At 72.4% G+C, this 18,303-nt stretch carries 18 protein-coding genes and 1 pseudogene; 14 read left to right on the top strand and 5 right to left on the bottom strand.

Annotated features, from left to right (window positions below; translation table 11 throughout):
* The first annotated feature begins 127 nt into the window (after positions 1 to 127).
* Genes RTA_RS18635 through RTA_RS18625 form a run of 3 tightly spaced genes read left to right on the top strand, consistent with a single transcriptional unit; the run spans position 128 to position 3,170 of the window.
* Entirely contained in the window at positions 128 to 757 is a 630-nt protein-coding gene (locus tag RTA_RS18635) for a PhaM family polyhydroxyalkanoate granule multifunctional regulatory protein (RefSeq protein WP_013902983.1), read from the top strand.
* A 17-nt stretch (positions 758 to 774) separates the two neighbouring features.
* Complete coding sequence (locus RTA_RS18630) at positions 775 to 2,034, top strand: FIST signal transduction protein (protein ID WP_013902982.1); 1,260 nt, start codon at positions 775 to 777, stop codon at positions 2,032 to 2,034.
* A gap of 5 nt (positions 2,035 to 2,039) precedes the next feature.
* Positions 2,040 to 3,170, top strand: a complete 1,131-nt coding sequence (locus tag RTA_RS18625; protein WP_013902981.1) for a serine hydrolase domain-containing protein — start codon at positions 2,040 to 2,042, stop codon at positions 3,168 to 3,170.
* Positions 3,171 to 3,180: 10 nt separating this feature from the next.
* Here the strand turns inward: RTA_RS18625 and RTA_RS20475 are convergent.
* Positions 3,181 to 3,911 (bottom strand): annotated as a pseudogene (locus RTA_RS20475) (helix-turn-helix domain-containing protein).
* Between the two features lie 132 nt (positions 3,912 to 4,043).
* On the opposite strand from RTA_RS20475, the gene RTA_RS18615 reads away from it, so the two are divergent.
* From RTA_RS18615 to RTA_RS18605, 4 genes are read left to right on the top strand one after another with little or no spacing between them, the layout of a single operon-like run.
* The gene (locus RTA_RS18615; RefSeq protein WP_013902980.1) at positions 4,044 to 4,649 is read left to right on the top strand and encodes a hypothetical protein; all 606 of its coding nucleotides are present in this window, start codon (positions 4,044 to 4,046) and stop codon (positions 4,647 to 4,649) included.
* A complete protein-coding gene (locus RTA_RS21325) occupies positions 4,646 to 4,846 on the top strand; it encodes a hypothetical protein (RefSeq protein ID WP_013902979.1) in 201 nt (66 codons plus the stop codon). The genes RTA_RS18615 and RTA_RS21325 overlap by 4 nt, the downstream gene beginning before the upstream one ends.
* Entirely contained in the window at positions 4,843 to 6,786 is a 1,944-nt protein-coding gene (locus RTA_RS18610) for an MFS transporter (protein ID WP_013902978.1), read from the top strand. The genes RTA_RS21325 and RTA_RS18610 overlap by 4 nt, the downstream gene beginning before the upstream one ends.
* Positions 6,787 to 6,806: 20 nt before the next feature.
* A complete protein-coding gene (locus RTA_RS18605; protein ID WP_013902977.1) occupies positions 6,807 to 7,850 on the top strand; it encodes a zinc ribbon domain-containing protein in 1,044 nt (347 codons plus the stop codon).
* A gap of 13 nt (positions 7,851 to 7,863) precedes the next feature.
* Here the strand turns inward: RTA_RS18605 and RTA_RS18600 are convergent, their stop codons facing one another.
* Positions 7,864 to 8,211: a BON domain-containing protein gene (locus RTA_RS18600; protein WP_041675755.1), complete on the bottom strand. Its 348-nt coding sequence runs from the start codon at positions 8,209 to 8,211 to the stop codon at positions 7,864 to 7,866.
* Positions 8,212 to 8,310: 99 nt separating this feature from the next.
* Here RTA_RS18600 and RTA_RS18595 point away from each other — a divergent pair, with 99 nt between their 5' ends.
* Complete coding sequence (locus RTA_RS18595) at positions 8,311 to 8,793, top strand: DUF456 domain-containing protein (protein ID WP_013902975.1); 483 nt, start codon at positions 8,311 to 8,313, stop codon at positions 8,791 to 8,793.
* 21 nt (positions 8,794 to 8,814) lie between these two features.
* Here the strand turns inward: RTA_RS18595 and tgt are convergent, their stop codons facing one another.
* Positions 8,815 to 9,975: a tRNA guanosine(34) transglycosylase Tgt gene (tgt, locus tag RTA_RS18590; protein ID WP_013902974.1), complete on the bottom strand. Its 1,161-nt coding sequence runs from the start codon at positions 9,973 to 9,975 to the stop codon at positions 8,815 to 8,817.
* Positions 9,976 to 10,041: 66 nt separating this feature from the next.
* Here tgt and RTA_RS19960 point away from each other — a divergent pair, with 66 nt between their 5' ends.
* Both RTA_RS19960 and RTA_RS18580 read left to right on the top strand, forming a co-directional pair.
* Positions 10,042 to 10,836, top strand: a complete 795-nt coding sequence (locus RTA_RS19960) for a hypothetical protein (protein ID WP_013902973.1) — start codon at positions 10,042 to 10,044, stop codon at positions 10,834 to 10,836.
* Positions 10,837 to 10,929: 93 nt separating this feature from the next.
* Positions 10,930 to 11,838, top strand: a complete 909-nt coding sequence (locus tag RTA_RS18580; protein WP_013902972.1) for a FecR domain-containing protein — start codon at positions 10,930 to 10,932, stop codon at positions 11,836 to 11,838.
* 6 nt (positions 11,839 to 11,844) lie between these two features.
* Here the strand turns inward: RTA_RS18580 and queA are convergent, their stop codons facing one another.
* A complete protein-coding gene (gene queA, locus RTA_RS18575; protein WP_013902971.1) occupies positions 11,845 to 12,891 on the bottom strand; it encodes a tRNA preQ1(34) S-adenosylmethionine ribosyltransferase-isomerase QueA in 1,047 nt (348 codons plus the stop codon).
* A 26-nt stretch (positions 12,892 to 12,917) separates the two neighbouring features.
* On the opposite strand from queA, the gene recG reads away from it, so the two are divergent.
* From recG to ubiA, 4 genes are all read left to right on the top strand, one after another.
* A complete protein-coding gene (gene recG / locus RTA_RS18570; protein WP_041676593.1) occupies positions 12,918 to 14,984 on the top strand; it encodes an ATP-dependent DNA helicase RecG in 2,067 nt (688 codons plus the stop codon).
* Positions 14,985 to 15,009: 25 nt separating this feature from the next.
* Complete coding sequence (locus RTA_RS18565; RefSeq protein ID WP_013902969.1) at positions 15,010 to 15,963, top strand: LysR substrate-binding domain-containing protein; 954 nt, start codon at positions 15,010 to 15,012, stop codon at positions 15,961 to 15,963.
* 125 nt (positions 15,964 to 16,088) lie between these two features.
* Positions 16,089 to 16,571 (top strand): Dps family protein, encoded by a 483-nt coding sequence (locus RTA_RS18560; protein WP_013902968.1) that lies wholly within the window; start codon positions 16,089 to 16,091, stop codon positions 16,569 to 16,571.
* Positions 16,561 to 17,436, top strand: coding sequence for a 4-hydroxybenzoate octaprenyltransferase (gene ubiA / locus RTA_RS18555; protein ID WP_013902967.1), 876 nt, complete (start codon positions 16,561 to 16,563; stop codon positions 17,434 to 17,436). The genes RTA_RS18560 and ubiA overlap by 11 nt, the downstream gene beginning before the upstream one ends.
* Before the next feature lie 4 nt (positions 17,437 to 17,440).
* Here ubiA and proC read toward each other — a convergent pair whose 3' ends face one another.
* Positions 17,441 to 18,289, bottom strand: coding sequence for a pyrroline-5-carboxylate reductase (gene proC, locus RTA_RS18550; protein ID WP_041675752.1), 849 nt, complete (start codon positions 18,287 to 18,289; stop codon positions 17,441 to 17,443).
* Between the last annotated feature and the right edge of the window lie 14 nt (positions 18,290 to 18,303).

Below are 18,303 nucleotides of genomic sequence, written 5' to 3'. Positions count from 1 at the left end.
ACCTGCGTGGCCTCGGACGGGTGTCGGAAGGCAAGCCTCTGGATTGCCGGAAGCGTGTCGGGCAGGTGCTGAGCCCTGCGCCGGCCCCGCGCCTGATAAGCTCCTTTCGAACTCTGTGGAGCGTGCGATGAGCGACTCGAACAACGCCTTCGGCTTCGGCAAACTGGTGCCCGGCTTCGACTTCCTGCAGAACCTGGCCAAGGGCGCCGGCTCCTCCATGCCCCAGATGCCCAACCTGTCCAGCTGGGTCGCGCCCACCCTGAACGTGGAGGAGCTGGACAAGCGGCTGCAGGAGCTGCGGGCCGTGCATTTCTGGCTGGACCAGAACACCAAGGCCCTGTCGGCCACCATCCAGGCGCTGGAGGTGCAGAAGATGACCCTGGCCACGCTGCAGGGCATGAACGTCAGCATGGGCGAGGTGGCCAACGCGCTCAAGCTCAAGGCAGCCGACGCCCTGGGCACCGGCCGGGCCCAGCCGGCGACCGACACGGGCGAGGCGTCCGGCGGCAAGCCCGCCGGCGCCATCGACCCGCTGCAATGGTGGGGCGCGCTGACGCAGCAGTTCCAGCAGATCGCGGCCAACGCCATGCAGGACGCGGCGCAAAAGGGCGCCGACTTCGCCGCGCGCAGCCCGGCCGCCGGCGTGGACCCGGCGGCGGCCAAGACCGCGGGCGAAGGAGGCGGGGCCGCTCCCGCGGATGCGCCCGCCAAGGCGCCGGCCAAAAAGAAGCCGGCACGCAAGACGGCGGCGCGCTGAGCGCAGGGAGCGTCGCCGTGAAGCTGTTCCCCTTCGGCCATGCCACGCACCCGCAATGGCCCATGGCCGCCGGCCTGGTGCTGGCGCAGCTGCGCGCCCAGATGGCGCTGCCCGAGTACACGCCCGCGCCGACGCTGGGCCTGCTCTACATCACCGACCACTACGCGGCGCACGCCAAGGACATCCTGGACCACCTGGCGGCCGAGCTGCCCGAGGTCACGGACTGGTCCGGCACCGTGGGCGTGGGCATCGCCTCCAGCAACGTGGAGTACTTCGACGAGCCGGCGCTGGCGGTGATGCTGTGCGGCGTGCCGGCCGACCGGTACCGCGTGTTCTCCGGCGTGGCGCCGCTGGGCGTGGGCGACGGCATGGGCTTCGAGCCGCACACGGCGCTGGTGCACGCCGATGCCGGCACGCCCGACGTCGCCGAACTGATAGGCGAGATGGCCGCCCGCACCGCCACCGGCTACCTGTTCGGCGGGCTGGCGTCCAGCCGCGGGCCCACGGTGCAGTTCGCCGTCGGCGGCAACGGCAACATCAAGGGGCACGGCGCGGCCAGCGGCGTGTTCACCGGCGGCCTGTCGGGCGTGGCCTTCGGCGAGGGCGTGGCCCTGGTCTCGCGCGTCACCCAGGGCTGCCAGCCGGTGGCGCCGCAGCGCGAGGTCACCCAGGCCCAAGCCAACGTCATCCTCACCCTGGACGGCGAGCCGGCGCTGGACGTGCTGCTGGCCGACCTGGGCATCACGCTGGACGAGCCGCAGGCGGCGATGGCCACGCTGCGCGCCACCCTGGTGGGCCTGACCGCGCCGGGGGCCGACGCCGTGGCGCGCACCGGCAGCTTCGGCGCCGACGTGGTGGTGCGGCACATCATCGGCCTGGACCCGGGCCGGCGCGGCGTCGCCATCGCCGACAAGGTCGAGCCCGGCATGCGCATGGCGTTCTGCCGGCGCGATGCGCAGGCGGCGCGCGCCGACCTGGTGCGCATCTGCGCCGAGATCCGCGAGGAGCTCGAGCCCGAGGAGATGAGCCTGCCGGTGGCTTCGGCCCTGGCGGCGCCCGACCCGCGGGCGGCGCCGCACCCGGCCCGGCGCATCGCCGGCGCGGTCTACGTCAGCTGCGCCGGCCGCGGCGGCCCGCACTTCGGCGGGCCCAGCGCCGAGCTGCAGATCGTGCGCCGGGCGCTGGGCGACGTGCCGCTGGTGGGCTTCTTCGCCGGCGGCGAGATCGCCCGGCACCACCTGTACGGCTACACCGGCGTGCTCACGGTGTTCAGCTGAAACCCATGGAAGCTGCCGCGACCTTCGACGCCCTGCGTACCGCGCTGCAGGCGCGCATAGACGCCGGGCGGATGCCGGGTGCCGTGGCCTGGGTGCAGCACCGCGGCCGGACCGCGCTGTGCGAGGCGCTGGGCCGGCAGGGGCCGGGGTCCGGGGCGCCGCCCATGGCCTGCGACAGCATCTTCCGCATCTACTCCATGACCAAGCCGGTGGTCTCGCTGGCCGCGCTGATGCTGGTGGAACAGGGCCGGCTGCTGCTGGGCGAGCCGGTCTCGCGCTGGCTGCCCGCCTTTGCCGGCCAGCGCGTGCTGGGCGCCGACGGCCGGCTGGCGCCGGTGGCGCGCGAAGCGACCGTGCACGACCTGCTGCGCCACACCGCCGGCCTGTCCTACGGCTGGGAGCCGGGTGCGCTGCAGGAGGCCTACCAGGGCGCGCGCATAGGCTCGCGCGGCCTCAGCAACGCGCAGCTGGCGCAGGCCCTGGGCCCGCTGCCGCTGGCGCACCAGCCGGGCACGGCCTGGGAATACAGCCGCGCGACCGACGTGCTGGGCGCGCTGCTGGAGCAGGTGGCCGGGCGCCCGCTGGGCGAGCTGCTGCGCGAGGCCGTCTTCGGGCCGCTGGGCCTGCGCGACACCGGCTTCTGCGTCCCCGAGGCGGACCACGGCCGCATCGCCGAGCCGTTCGCGCCGCGGGCCGGCGACGCGCTGGCGCTGCGGCTGAACGACGTGCGCCAGCCCGTGCCCTTCGAGTCCGGCGGCGGCGGGCTGGTGTCCACGGCGGCCGACTACGCGCGCTTCCTGTCGCTGCTGCTGGCCGGCGGCACGCTGGACGGCGTGCGCCTGGCCGGGCGCAAGACCATCGCCTGGATGACGGCCGACCACCTGGGCGCCATTCCCGTCGCCGGCAGCGTGCTGCCGGCCGGCCACGGGTTCGGCCTCGGCGTCGCGGTGCGCCGCGGCGTCGGCCTGGCCGCGCGTGCCGGCTCGCCCGGCACCTACGGCTGGAGCGGCATCGGCGGCACGATGTTCTTCGTGGACCCGTCCGAGCAGCTGTTCGCCATCGTGCTGGTGCAGGCGCCGTCCGAGCTGGACACGCTGGTCGACCTGGTGCCCAACACGGTGTTCGGCGCGCTCTGAGCGCACCGCTTCAGCGGCGCAGCGCGGTGAAGGCCTGGAATTCCCAGCTGCGCATCGCCAGCAGCAGCGTGTAGCCCTCGCGGCCCTGCTCGGCCAGCTTCTGGTCGGTCTGGTGCTGCTGCGCGAATCCTGCGCCACCCGCTGCATGCGTTCCAGGAACGAGGGCGCCAGCGCCCGGCTGATCGAGCCGTGCACCAGCAGCACGCCCTCGCCCGGCCTGTCGAAGCCGCCGGCGAAGTAGTCCAGCAATGCGTTGTCGCGGAAGTAGTGCATCACCGGCCCGTGCGGCCGCCAGCGGAAGGTCTTGGCCAGCTTGAGCCGGTAGCGGTTGAGCGGGCGCAGCTCGATGATGCCGAGGCGGTCCAGCTGCGCGAAGTAGCGGATGCCCTCGGGTTCGGAGATGCGGTAGCTGCCGGTGATCTGCTCCAGCGTCCACTGGCTCAGCACGCAGATGGCGCACAGCAGCAGCTTCTTGTCGGCCACCACGGCGCGCTCCTGCTCCTGGGTCAGCTCCCTGAGCAGCGGCTGGGCGTCGGCCACGCGCCGGGCCAGCTCGGCGAAATCCAGCTTCAGCGCGCGGCAGATCGCGTCCACCCGCGACAGCGGCATCTCGCCCTGCGCCAGCATGCGCTTGACGCTGGACTCGGCCATGCCCAGGGCGCGCGCCAGGTCGGCGTACGTCATCTGCGCCGCCTTGAGTTCCTTCTTCAGCGCGATGACCAGGTCGGCGGTGGTGCTCATGGGGGGTATCGCCTGGTGATACTTGCGGGCCGATGCGGCAGCAATGTACCCGCAAAACGAGACCGCCTGCCACGCCTTGCGCAGACTGCGCGCGTTCTTCACACGCCCGAGCGGCGAGACAGAAAGGAACGCGTGAGCCCCTCTTTCCATTTCCAGGACCGGCCCTTCGGGCGCGAGGCAGCCCTGCTGGCCGCCTGCACGGCGCTGCTGCTGCTGGCGCTGCTCGGCCCGGCGGTCGCCCAGCCCGCCGGCCACCACCACTTCGCCGACGGGCGCACGCTGTGGGGCATCCCCTGCGCGCTGGACGTGCTGAGCAACCTGCCTTTCGCGCTGGCCGGCCTGTCCGGTCTGGTACAGCTGTGGCGGCTGCCGCCGCGCGCGCTGGACAACATGGAGCGGGCCATGGGCGCCCTGTTCTTCGCCGGGCTGCTGCTCACGGCCGCGGGCTCGGCCTGGTACCACCTGGCGCCCGACGATGCCGGCCTGGCGGTGGACCGGCAGGCCATGGCCGTGGCGTTCGCCGGCCTGCTCGGACTGGCCGGTGCCCGCGTGAGCGGCCGCGCCGCCGCCGCGCTGGGCCTGGGCATCCTGGGGCTGGGGCCGCTGGCCGTGCACGCCTGGGCCGCCACCGGCAACGTGCTGCCCTGGGCGGTGCTGCAGTTCGGCGGCCTGCTGCTGCTGGCCGGCCTGGCCCTCCTGCCGCGCGGCGGCGCCTTGCCGGTTGCTGGTTCGCGGTGATCGCAATCTACGGCCTGGCCAAGCTGCTGGAAGCGGGCGACCACGCGGTGTTCCAGGCCACGGGCCAGTGGCTGTCGGGCCACAGTCTCAAGCACCTGGTGGCCGCCGCGGCCGCGGTGCCGGTGGTGGTCGCCCTGGGCACCCGGCAGAATGCGGCGACCATCGCGCCCACGCGCCGAGGAGGAGAAGAAACATGAATTCCGTGATCGCGGAAGCCGGCCGCACGCCCGACGCCGGCGCGCATGAGCACCCCAACCAGTTCGCGCTGCTGAGGCAGCGGCGTTTCGCGCCCTTCTTCTGGACCCAGTTCTGCGGCGCGGCCAACGACAACCTGTTCAAGTTCGCCTTCACCGTGATGGTGACCTACCAGCTGCAGGTGGCCTGGCTGCCGCCGGCGATGGCGGGGCTGGTGATCGGCGCGCTGTTTATCCTGCCCTTCCTGCTGTTCTCGGCCACCAGCGGGCAGCTGGCCGACAAGCTCGACAAGCGCCGCCTGATCCTGCTGGTGAAGTGGCTGGAGGTCGCCATCATGGTGCTGGCCGCCTGGGGCTTCTTCCGCGCCCATGTCCCGGTGCTGCTGGCCTGCACCTTCCTCATGGGCCTGCACTCCACGCTGTTCGGCCCGGTGAAGTTCGCCTACCTGCCGCAGCACCTGGGCGAGCGCGAGCTCACCGGCGGCAACGGCATGGTGGAGATGGGCACCTTCGTGGCCATCCTGCTGGGCAACGTGGCCGGCGGCCTGGTCGTCGCCATCCCCCAGGCGGGCGCGCAGTGGGTGGGCATCGCCTGCATCGCGCTGGCGGTGGCGGGGCGCCTGGTGGCCCAGGCCATCCCGGCGTCGCCGGCCACCGACCCGGGGCTGCGAGTGAACTGGAACGCGTTCAGCGAGACCTGGCGCAACCTGAAGCTGGCCCGGCGCGACGTGGTGGTGTTCCGCTCCCTGCTGGGCATCAGCTGGATGTGGTTCTTCGGCGCGGTGTTCCTCAGCCAGTTCCCCAGCTTCGCCCGCGAGGTGCTGCACGGCAACGAGCAGGTGGCCTCGCTGCTGCTGGTGGTGTTCTCCATCGGCATAGGTACCGGCTCGCTGCTGTGCGAGGCGCTGTCGCGCCGGCACGTGGAAATCGGCCTGGTGCCGCTGGGCGCGTTCGGCATGAGCGTGTTCGCCATCGACCTGTTCTTCGCCTCGCGCGGCCTGCCAGCGGCCGCGCCGCTGGGCCTGGGCGCCTTCGTCGCCGCGCCGGCGCACTGGCGCGTGATGGCCGACCTGGCGCTGCTGTCGCTGTTCGCCGGGCTGTACAGCGTGCCCATGTACGCGCTGATCCAGCTGCGCGCCCAGCCCACGCACCGTGCGCGCATCATCGCGGCCAACAACATCCTGAACGCGCTGTTCATGATCGCCAGTTCGGTGATCGCCGGGGCGCTGCTCAAGGCGGGTCTCGGCATCCCGCAGGTGTTCCTGGCGCTGGGCATCGCCAACGCGCTGGTGGCACTCTACATCTTCCTGCTGGTGCCCGAGTACCTGCTGCGCTTCGTCGCCTGGGTAGCCTCGCGGCTGGTGTACCGCTTCAGGGTCCGCGGCGACGAGCACATCCCGGTGCAGGGCGCGGCGGTGCTGGTGTGCAACCACGTGAGCTTCGTCGACGCGGTGCTGCTGATGGCCGCCAGCCCGCGGCCGATCCACTTCGTGATGGACCACCGCATCTTCCGCATCCCGGTGCTGGGCGCGCTGTTCCGGCTGGCCCGCGCCATCCCGGTCGCGCCGCAGAAGGACGACCCGGCGGTGTACGAGGCCGCGTTCGAGCGCGCGGCGCAGGTGCTGCGCGAGGGCGACCTGCTGGCCATCTTCCCGGAAGGCGCCATCACCCGCGACGGCCGGCTGCAGCCCTTCAAGGGCGGGATCGTGAAGATCCTGGAGCGCGCCGCGCAGGACGGCGTGCAGGCGACGGTGGTGCCCATGGCGCTGACGAACCTGTGGGGCTCGTTCTTCAGCCGCATCGAGCAGGGCGGCGCGATGGTGCGGCCGTTCCGGCGCGGGATCTTCAACCGCGTGGGGCTGAACGTGGGCGCGCCGGTGCCGGCGGCGCAGGCGCAGCCCGAGGCGCTGCAGGCACGGGTGGCGGCCCTGCTCGCGGCCTGAATCGGCAAGGAGGAGCGATCATGAGCAAGGCATTGCGCCTGTCCGAGAAGTGGTTCCGCCGCGGCCTGTGGCTGGTGGCGCTGGTGTTCGCCGGTTTCCTGACCGGGCTGGGCGGCACGGTGGTGGGCGACCTGCCCAGGGTGGAGCGGACGCTGGTCCTGGACGACTTCCTGGACCGCGCCGAGGCCGAGCGGCTGCGCGCCGGCATCCGCCAGTCGGGCCAGGCCGCGCAGGAGGCGCAGGCGGCCCTGGAGCAGGCGCGGCTGAAGCTGCAGGTGGCCCAGGCCGACACCCGCAGCACGCGCGAGACCTTGGCCAACTGGCTGGCCACGCGCAACGCCACGCAGCGCGCCGAGCAGGATCCGCAGGTGCTGGCGCGCACCCGCGCGCTGGACGGGTTGCAGCAGGCCGAGCGCCAGGCCGCCGGTGAGGTGGAGCGCCAGGAGCAGGCGGCGCTGGACGCGCGGCAGGCGCAGCAGCGCAGCCGGCAGGCGCTGGCCGAGATGGAGCGCCAGGGCCAGCAGCGGCTGGCCGCCGAGCGGCGCCGGCAGGAGCTGCGCGTGTTCCTGTACCGCCTGGCGCTGACGCTGCCGCTGCTGGCGGCGGCCGGCTGGCTGTTCGCGCAGCACCGGCGCGGCAGCTGGTGGCCCTTCGTCTGGGGCTTCATCCTGTTCGCGCTGTTCGCCTTCTTCGTGGAGCTGGTGCCCTACCTGCCCAGCTACGGCGGCTACGTGCGCTACATCGTCGGTATCGTGATCACCGTGCTGGTGGGGCGCTGGGCCATCGTCGCCCTCAACCGCTACCTGGAGCGGCAGAAGCTGGCCGAGCAGCTGCCCGATGCGCAGCGCCGGGAGGAGATGAGCTACGACACGGCGCTGACGCGGCTGGCCAAGTCGGTCTGCCCCGGCTGCGAGCGCCCGGTGGACCTGAAGAACCCGGCGATCGACTTCTGCCCGCATTGCGGCATCGGCCTGCACGACGCCTGCGGCCGCTGCCGCACGCGCAAGAACGCGTTCTCCCGCTTCTGCCACGCCTGCGGGGCGGCGGCCGCGGCCCCGGCCTGAGGCGCGCCCCGCCTCAGCGCGAACGCGGCGGGCCGACCCGCATGAAGTTCTGCACGCAGCGCACGCCCTCGACCCGCGCTGCCAATTGCGCCGCCGCCCTTTGCTGCCGCGGCGACGACACGCTGCCGGACAGCAGCACCACGCCGCCGCGCACCTGGACCTCGATGCGCTCGCGCCGCAGCGGCTGGTGCATCTGCAGCTGGCCGGCCAGCCGCACCGTCAGCGCCTGGTCGCGCCAGAACCGCGCTTCACCGCTGGGGCACAGGCCGGTGGCGCGGCCGCGCACCGGCGCTGCCGCGGTGGCTTCGCACGCGACCAGCACGCCCACCAGGGCCGCCGACAGCAGGTGGAAAATGGACACGCGCAAATTCTGCGACAGACCCTGCGCGGCCTTGGCTGGAAGTGGGGCGCTTTTTCCATCGGTTAACAAACAAGTGGCGCGGTGCGCTGAAAGGCTGAGATGGTCGATTCCCTGTGGTGGCTGCTGAGCATTGCGCTGATCGCGCTGGGCATCGCGGGCACGGTGCTGCCGGCGCTGCCGGGCACCTTGTTCGTGCTGATGGGCATCGTCCTGGGCGCATGGATCGACGATTTCACCCGCGTGGGCGGGTGGGCGGTGGCCGCGGTGTCGGTGCTGGCCGTGCTGGCCTGGGCGCTGGACTACGTGGCCGGCCTGCTGGGCGCGCGCCGCGCGGGGGCCAGCCGCCAGGCGGTGATCGGCGCGGCGGTGGGCACGGTGGCCGGCATCTTCATGGGGCTGGTCGGCGTGTTCTTCATGCCGCTGGTGGGCGCGGCCATCGGCGAATTCGTCGCGCGGCGCGACCAGGTGCGCGCCATGAAGGTGGGCGTGGCCACCTGGGTCGGCATCATGCTGGGCATGCTGGCCAAGGTGGTGCTGGCCTTCGTGATGGTGGGCATCTTCGCGGTGGCGCTGCTGGTCTGAGTGGCGTCCGCGCGGAGGGCATCAGACGCCGCGCGCGCGGTCCTGCCGGAACTGCCGCGCGAAGTCGGCGAAGCGGCCCGCGTCCAGCGCCTCGCGCACCTCGCGCATCAGGTTCAGGTAGTAGTGCAGGTTGTGGATGGACGCCAGCATGGGCGCCAGCATCTCGCCGCAGCGCTCCAGGTGGTGCAGGTAGGCGCGCGAGAAGCCGCCCGAGACGCTGCCGTCGGGCCGGGTGTGGCCCCGGCAGGCATAGCAGGTGCAGCTCTCGTCCAGCGGGCGCTCGTCGCCGCGGTGCCTGGCATTGCGGATCTTCAGGTCGCCGAATCGGGTGAACAGATGGCCGTTGCGCGCGTTGCGCGTGGGCATGACGCAGTCGAACAGGTCCACCCCCTGCGCGACGCCGGCCACCAGGTCCTCCGGCGTGCCCACGCCCATCAGGTAGCGCGGCTTGTCCGCCGGCAGCAGCCGGGGCGTGTGCGCCATGATGCGCAGCATGTCCTCCTTGGGCTCGCCCACGCTGACCCCGCCCACCGCGTAACCGGGAAAATCCATCTCGACCAGCGCGGCCAGCGACTCCTCGCGCAGGTGCTCGAACATGCCGCCCTGCACGATGCCGAACAAGGCGTTGGGGTTCTCCAGCCGCGCGAACTCCGCCTTGCAGCGCACCGCCCAGCGGCGCGACAGCTCCATCGAGAAGCGGGCCTCGGCTTCGGTCGTGACGTGCCCCTTGGTCTCGTAGGGCGTGCACTCGTCGAACTGCATCACGATGTCGCTGTTCAGCGCCGCCTGGATCTGCATGGAGGTCTCGGGCGTGAGGAACAGCTTGTCGCCGTTGACGGGCGAGGCGAAGCGCACCCCTTCCTCGCTGATCTTGCGCATCTCGCCCAGGCTCCAGACCTGGAAGCCGCCCGAGTCGGTGAGGATGGGGCGGTCCCAGCGCTCGAAGCGGTGCAGCCCGCCGAACTGCGCCAGCACGTCCAGGCCCGGGCGCATCCACAGGTGGAAGGTGTTGCCCAGGATGATCTGCGCGCCCATCTCCTCCAGCGAGCGCGGCGTCACGCCCTTGACGGTGCCATAGGTGCCCACGGGCATGAAGATGGGGGTCTCGACCACCCCGTGGCGGAGGGTCAGGCGGCCGCGCCGGGCCAGGCCCTCGGTCGCCAGCAATTCGAAATGGAGCATGGGCCGATTGTCTCGAAGAAGCAACTCGGATGAGTTGGCGGGCCCATAGGCCGATAGGATCGGCGGATGAGCTTGAAGTCGCGCTGGTACGACTCGGTCGCCGTCAAGAGTTTCGTGATGGCCTTTCTGAGCACGCACATCCCCCTGCTGGGGCTGATCGCCCTGATCGTCCTGTTCCCCGACGCGCTCACGCCCTGGGGTGTGTTCACCGCGGCCCTGGCGCTCACGCTGGTGGCCACGGTGCTGGTGCTGGCCTCGCTGTGGCGCCTGTTCGAGCCGCTGCGCCGGGCCGCCGACGGCCTGCAGCGCTTCATGACCGAGGGCCGCCTGTTCGAAGCCTCGGGCGCCGGCCAGGACGAGGTGGGGCGCCTGCTGCGGGTGCTGGTGCGGGCCCTGGCCCACCTGGACCGCTCGCGGGCGCCGCTGCTGGATGCCGGCGCGTTCGCCCTGTCCCGGCAGCAGGGGGTGGAAGGCGCCATGGGGCCGGGCGGCTGGATGGCGCTGCTGGAGATCGATCAATGGCAGGAGCTGGACCGCCATGCCCACGTGGACGAGCTGGTGGCGGTGCAACGCGGCCTGACCCAGGCACTGGAAGCCGCGGTCGGGCCCGGGGAGTCGCTGATGTCCTGGGGCCGGGGCCGGGCGTTGCTCATGCTGGCCGGCTCCGGTGCCGAGGTCAAGGCACGGCTGGAGCGCCTGTGCAGCCAGCTGCGCCTGCCCGTGGCCGATCGCGTCTATACCGCCAGCGCGGTGATCGAGCAGCGTGCCGGCACGCCGCGGTCCTGGCCGGCCGGGCTGCAGCGGCTGGAATACAAGCTGTTTTCGTTGCGGATGGCCAACGCGCGCAGCCATGTCGCTTGATCGGGCCGCTGCCCGCATCCACCCGCAGGCTGGCTGCGTAACAAAGCCCAGGGAGTCACGCCCGGCCGTCCCGGCCACCTGGAGGAGAGTTCCATGAAACGCAGACTGCTGCTGCAAGGCAGCCTGTCGGCCGCCGGCTTGGCCGCGGCCGCTTCCGGCGCTGAGGCCGCCGTTGCCGCCACCGCCCCCGCGCGCACCCTGCAGGTCGAGGCCGTGCAGATGCCCGCCTGGATAGAGGCGGACGGCCAGCGCCGCCCGCTGGCCCCGGGCGATACCGTCAGCACCGCCCAGGAGGTGGAGACCGGCGCCAATGCGGCGCTGGTGATGCGCCTGCCCGAAGGCAGCCTGGTGCGCCTGGGCGAGAAGTCGCGCCTGGCCGTGCCCCAGCTGTCGGTGGCGCAGGAGCAGGACCAGACCGTGGTGCGCTCGCAGCTGAAGCTGACCGAGGGCTTCTTCCGCTTCACCACCTCGGCCGTGGCCAAGGCCGTGGGCCGGCGCGAGATCGACGTCACGCTGCGCACCGCCACCATCGGCATCCGGGGCACCGACTTCTGGAGCATGACCGACGCGGTGCACGACGCCGCCTGCCTGTTCGAAGGCCGCATCGAGCTGGCCACGCGCGACCAGGGCGCGCTGGTGCTGGACAAGCCGACGGCCTTCTGGGCCCGCTTCTTCGAGCGGCCGGTGCAGCCGGTGGGCAACGCCACGCCGGACGAGCTGGCGCGCTTCCTGCGCTCGACCGAGCCGCAGCCCGGGCGCGGCATCGCGGTGGCGGGCGGCCGCTGGCGCGTGGTGGCCGGCGAGGCGCGCGATGCTGCGGGCGCCACGGCCCTGGCGCAGCGCCTGCGCCGGGCCGGCTACCCGGCGCAGGTGCGCGCCCGCGGCGCCGTGCGCGAGGTGCACATCGCCCAGCTGGCCACGCGCGAGGACGCGGCGGCCGTGCTGCAGAAGATCGCGGGCATCGCCGCCGGGGTGCAGGGCCGGGTGGCGCGGGCGGCCTGAGGCCGCTCAGGCGGGCGGCGCGCCGGACCCGCGCCGGGCCAGCAGCATGGCGTCGCCGTAGCTGAAGAAGCGGTAGCGCCGGGCGATGGCGTGGCGGTACAGGTCCATCACCTGGGCATGGCCGGCGAAGGCGCTGACCAGCATCATCAGCGTCGACTTGGGCAGGTGGAAATTGGTGACCAGCAGGTCGACCAGGCGGAAGCCGAAGCCGGGCGTGATGAAGATGCGGGTGTCGCCGCTGGCCTGGCCGGTGAGCGCCCAGGATTCCAGGGTGCGCACGGTGGTGGTGCCCACCGCCACGATGCGGCCGCCGCGCCGGCGCGTGGCCTGGACCGCCTGCTGCGTGGACGCGGGCACCTCGTACCACTCGCTGTGCATCCGGTGCTCGGCGAGGTTCTCGGTCTTCACCGGCTGGAAGGTGCCTGCGCCCACGTGCAAGGTGAGGCTGGCGCGCTCGATGCCGCGCGCCTCCAGCGCGGCGAGCAGGGCCTGGTCGAAGTGCAGGGCGGCGGTGGGCGCCGCGACGGCGCCGGGCCGGGCGGCGAACACGGTCTGGTAGCGCCGCTCGTCCTCGGCCGTATCCCCGTGCGTGATGTACGGCGGCAGCGGCACGTGGCCATGCCGCTCCATCAGCGCATGCGGCTCGCCGGACAAGCGCAGGCGGAACAGCGTGCCGTCCTCGTCCGGCCAGCGGCCCAGCAGGGTGGCACTGAAGCCGCCGTCCATGGTCAGCTGCGTGCCCACCGGCGGTTTCTTGCCGGTTTTCATGTGGGCCGCCACCTCGTGGTCCTGCAGCACCCGCTCGACCAGCAGCTCCAGCCTGCCGCCGGTGGGTTTCTCGCCGAACAGGCGCGCCTTGACCACCCGCGTGTCGTTGAACACCAGCAGGTCGCCCGGCGCGAGCAGCGCGGGCAGGTCGCGGAAGACGCGGTCGGCCGGCTCGGCGCCGGTGCCGTCGAGCAGGCGCGAGGCGCTGCGTTCGGCCGCCGGGTGCTGGGCGATCAGCTCGGGGGGCAGGGCGAAGTCGAAATCGGCGAGGGTGAAGGTGCGCATGCTTGCAGGAGGCAGAATTCTCGCCCATGCCCAGCGGCCCCGCCTTGACCGAGCCCCAGAAAGCGTTGCTCAAGCTGGGCCTGAAGCGCGACATCGACCTGGCCCTGCACCTGCCCCTGCGCTACGAGGACGAGACGCGCATCACGCGGCTGGCCGACGCGCGCGAGGGCCAGACGGTGCAGATCGAGGCCGTGGTCACCGACAACCACATCGCCTTCCGTCCGCGCCGCCAGCTGGTGGTGACAGTGGACGACGGCAGCGATGCCTGCGTGCTGCGCTTCTTCAGCTTCTACCCCTCGCAGCAGAAGGCGCTGGCCGTGGGCGCGCGCATCCGCGCGCGCGGCGAGCTCAAGGGCGGCCTGCTCGGCTGGCAGATGGTGCATCCGGTGTGCCGGTCGGCGGCGGGCGAGCTGCCGCAGGCGCTGACGCCGGTCTATCCCACTGCGGCGGGCCTGCCCCAGAGCTACCTGCGCAAGGCCATCCTGGCCGCGCTGGGGCGCGCGGACCTGTCGGACACGCTGCCGCCGCCGGCCCTGGGCCCGCTGGGCCTGCAGCCCGAATGGGACCTGGGGCGCACACTGCGTTTCCTGCACCAGCCCGGGCCGGATACCGCGCTGGCCACGCTGGAAGATCGCAGCCACCCGGCCTGGCAGCGGCTGAAGGCCGAGGAACTGCTGGCGCAGCAGCTGTCGCAGATCGAGGCCAAGCGCGAACGCGACGCGTTGCGCGCGCCGGCGCTGGCCGCGCGCCGTGGCGGGCTGCACGAGCAGCTGCTGGCCGCGCTGCCGTTCGCGCTCACCGCGGCGCAGCGCCGCGTGGTGGAGGAGATCGCCGCCGACCTGGGGCGCGCCGTGCCCATGCACCGCCTGCTGCAGGGCGACGTCGGCTCGGGCAAGACCGTGGTGGCGGCGCTGGCCGCCGCCGTCGCCATCGACGCCGGCTGGCAGTGCGCCCTGATGGCGCCCACCGAGATCCTGGCCGAGCAGCACTTCCGCAAGCTGATCGGCTGGCTGGAGCCGCTGCTGGCGCCGCGCGGCCTGCGCGTGGCGTGGCTGACCGGCAGCCAAAGGAAGAAGGAGCGCGCGCAGATGCTGGCCCAGGTCGCCAGCGGCGAAGCAGCGCTGGTGGTGGGCACGCACGCGGTGATCCAGGAGCAGGTGCAGTTCCAGCGGCTGGCGCTGGCCATCATCGACGAGCAGCACCGCTTCGGCGTGGCGCAGAGGCTGGCCTTGCGCAGCAAGATGGCCGAGGCAGGGCATGAGCCGCATCTGCTCATGATGTCGGCCACGCCCATCCCGCGCACCCTGGCCATGAGCTACTACGCCGACCTGGACGTCTCCACCATCGACCAGTTGCCGCCGGGCCGCACGCCGGTGGTCACCAAGCTGATCTCGGACAGCCGGCGCGACGAGGTGGTCGAGCGCATCCGCGCCCAGCTCGCGCAGGGACGGCAGGTGTACTGGGTCTGCCCGCTGATCGAGGAGAGCGAGGCGCTGGACCTGACCAATGCCACGGCGACGCACCAGGCCCTGTCCCAGGCCCTGCCGGGCGTGCTGGTGGGCCTGCTGCACTCGCGCATGCCGTCGCCGGAGAAGAAGGCCGTGATGGCGCTGTTCGAGGGCGGGCAGATGGCGGTGCTGGTGTCCACCACGGTGATCGAGGTCGGCGTGGACGTGCCCAATGCCTCGCTGATGGTGATCGAGCATGCCGAGCGATTCGGCCTGTCGCAGCTGCACCAGCTGCGCGGGCGCGTGGGCCGCGGCGCCGCGGCTTCGGCCTGCGTGCTGCTGTACTCGCCCGGCGACAACGGCCGGCTGGGCGAGACGGCGCGCTCGCGGCTCAAGGCCATGGTGGAGACGGCCGACGGCTTCGAGATCGCGCGGCGCGACCTGGAGATCCGCGGCCCGGGCGAGTTCCTGGGCGCGCGCCAGTCGGGCGCGCCGCTGCTGCGGTTCGCCGACCTGGTGGCGGACGCGGCCTTGCTCGAGCGGGTGCGCGAGCTGGCGCCGGTGATGCTGGACCGCCATGCGGAGCTGGCGCGCAAGCACGTCGCCCGCTGGCTGGGCGGGCGGCAGGATTACCTCAAGGCCTAGCGTTGCGCGACAATTCCGGACGACCATGACCCTCACCGAGCTCAAATACATCGTCGCCGTCGCCCGGGAAAAGCACTTCGGCAAGGCGGCCGAGGCCTGCTTCGTCTCCCAGCCCACGCTGTCCGTGGCGATCAAGAAGCTGGAGGACGAGCTGGAGGTCAAGCTGTTCGAGCGCAGCGCCAACGAGGTGACGGTGACGCCGCTGGGCGAGGAGATCGTGCGGCAGGCGCAGAGCGTGCTGGAGCAGGCGGCCAGCATCAAGGAGATCGCCAAGCGCGGCAAGGACCCGCTGGCCGGCCCGCTCAAGCTGGGCGTGATCTACACCATCGGCCCCTACCTGCTGCCCGACCTGGTGCGCCAGGCCATCGCCCGCACGCCGCAGATGCCGCTGATGCTGCAGGAGAACTTCACCGCGCGGCTGCTGGAGATGCTGCGCACCGGCGAGATCGACTGCGCCATCATGGCCGAGCCCTTCCCCGACACCGGCCTGGCGCTGGCGCCGCTGTACGACGAGCCCTTCCTAACGGCGGTGCCGGCCACCCATCCGTTCGCCTCGCGCGCCGCCATCACCTCGCAGGAGCTCAAGAGCGAGACCATGCTGCTGCTGGGCACCGGCCACTGCTTCCGCGACCACGTGCTGGAGGTGTGCCCGGAGTTCGCCCGCTTCTCCAGCGACGCCGAGGGCATCCGCAAGAGCTTCGAGGGCTCCTCGCTGGAAACCATCAAGCACATGGTGGCCGCCGGCATGGGCGTGACCCTGGTGCCGCGGCTGTCGGTGCCCAAGGAGGCGCTGGAGCCCCGGCCCAAGCGGCGCAAGGAGGACCAGGCGTTCGTGCGCTACATCCCGTTCGACGGCGACCCGCCGATGCGCCGGGTGGTGCTGGCCTGGCGCCGCAGTTTCACCCGCTACGAGGCGATCGCCGCGCTGCGCAACGCCATCTACGCCTGCGAGCTGCCGGGCGTCAAGCGACTGTCCTGATCCGTCGCCGCCGGCGCGCTGCGCGACCGTGCGCGCCTATGGGGCCGATTGACGCCCTCTGTTGCCCGGGTTTCCGGCAGCGCCTTACAGTGTCGGATCGACCACGACTTTCAAGGAGCACAAGGATGAGCGCACCCGCCATCAACATCGGCATCAGCGAGCAGGACCGCGCCTCCATCGCCGAGGGCCTGTCGCGCCTGCTGGCCGACACCTACACCCTGTACCTGACCACGCACAACTTCCACTGGAACGTCACCGGCCCGATGTTCACCTCGCTGCACGACATGTTCATGGCGCAGTACACCGAGCTGTGGAACGCCGTGGACCCGATCGCCGAGCGCATCCGCTCGCTGGGCGCCCATGCGCCCGGTTCCTATGCCGAGTTCGGCCGCCTCACCTCGCTGCCCGACGTGCCGGTGCAGCCGCCCCAGGCGATGGAGATGGTGCGCATCCTGGTCAAGGGCCACGAGGCCGTGGCCCGCACGGCGCGCGGACTGTTCCCGGTGGCCGACAAGGCCAGCGACGAGCCCACGGCCGACCTGCTGACGCAGCGCCTGGCGGTGCACGAGCAGACGGCCTGGATGCTGCGCTCGCTGCTTGAAGGCTGACGGTGACGGCGGCTCGAAAGCCGCCCTTTATCTGGATCTGATTCGTTGGGATCGGCCGGCCGGCTGGCTGCTGCTGCTGTGGCCCACGCTGTCGGCCCTGTGGGTGGCGGCGCAGGGCTTCCCCGGCTGGCACCTGCTGGCGGTGTTCGTGCTGGGCACCATCCTCATGCGCAGCGCCGGCTGCTGCGTCAACGACGTCGCCGACCGCGACTTTGACCGTCACGTCAAGCGCACGGCACAGCGGCCGGTGACGGCGGGCAAGGTGTCGGTGAAGGAGGCCCTGGCGGTGGGCGCGGTGCTGGCGCTTGCCGCCTTCGGCCTGGTGCTCACCACCAACGCGGCCACCGTGGCCTGGTCGTTCGCCGCGCTGGCCATCACCCTCGCCTATCCCTTTGCCAAGCGCCACGTGTCCATGCCGCAGGCGGTGCTGGGCGTCGCCTTCAGCTTCGGCATCCCGATGGCCTTCGCGGCGGTGCAGTCGCGCGTGCCGCCCATCGCCTGGGTGCTGCTGGCCGGCAACCTGTTCTGGGTGCTGGCCTACGACACCGAGTACGCCATGGTCGACCGCGACGACGACCTGCGCATCGGCATGAAGACCTCGGCCATCACCCTGGGCCGGGCCGACGTCGCCGTGGTCATGGCCTGCTACGCGGCCTACCTCGCCATCTGGACACTGGCCCTCGCGCCGCGCGGGCTGGGCGCGCTGTTCTTCGTGGCCACGGCACTGGCCGCGGCGCAGGCCGTGTGGCACTTCTTCCTGATCCGCCGGCGCAGCCGCGAGGGCTGCTTCCGGGCCTTCCGGCTCAACCACTGGCTGGGCTTCACCGTGTTCGCCGGCGTGGTGGCCGGCCACGGCTGGCGCTGAGCCTTCAGGCCGCGCCGAACTCGTCGCCCAGTTCGGCCGCGCGCCGGCGGGCCGCGTGCAGGGCCTTCACGAACTGCGCCGGCACGCCGTCCTGCTGCAGCGAGGTGATGGCGGCGTAGGTCGTCCCGCCCTTGGACGTGACGCGCTCGCGCAGCACCTCCGGCGGCTCCTGCGCGTCGCGCGCCAGCGAGGAGGCGCCCGCGAAGGTGCCTATCGCCAGCCGCAGCGCCTGCTCGCGCGGCAGGCCCATCTCCGCGCCGGCCTGCGCCATCGCCTCCAGGAACAGGAACACGTAGGCCGGGCCCGAGCCGGACAGCGCGGTCACTGCGTCCAGCTGCTGCTCCCCGTCCACCCACAGCGACTCGCCGGTGGTGGCGATGACGCGCTCGACCAGGGCGCGGTCCGCTGCGCTCACCCCCGGCCGGGCGAACAGGCCGGTCATGCCCTGGCCCACCAGGGCCGGCGTGTTGGGCATGGCGCGCACGATGCGTTCGCTGCCCAGCCAGGCGCCCATGCTGTCCGTGCGGATGCCGGCCGCCACGCTCAGGTGCAGCGCCGCGCCCAGGTGCGGCCGGGCCTGCGCCGCCGCATCGCGGAAGGTCTGGGGCTTGACCGCCCAGACCACCAGGCCGGCGCGCGCCAGCGCCGGGCCGGCGGCCTCCAGCGCCTGGATGCCGAACTGCTGCCGCAGCCGCCCGCGCGCTGGCTCGAAGGGCTCGACCACCTCCACCTGCGAGGCCGGCAACCCCTGCCGCAGCAGGCCGCCGATGACGGCGCTGGCCATGTTGCCGCCGCCGATGAAGGCCAGCACCGGAAGGCCGCCGGGAACGGGATCGGGGGAAGAGGAAGCCATGGCGCGAGTCTACG

The sequence above is a fragment of the Ramlibacter tataouinensis TTB310 genome (assembly GCF_000215705.1).
In the GTDB taxonomy this organism is placed as follows: domain Bacteria; phylum Pseudomonadota; class Gammaproteobacteria; order Burkholderiales; family Burkholderiaceae_C; genus Ramlibacter; species Ramlibacter tataouinensis.
Note: the sequence above shows the minus strand (reverse complement) of the source record. Positions and strands in the feature narration are given on the sequence as shown.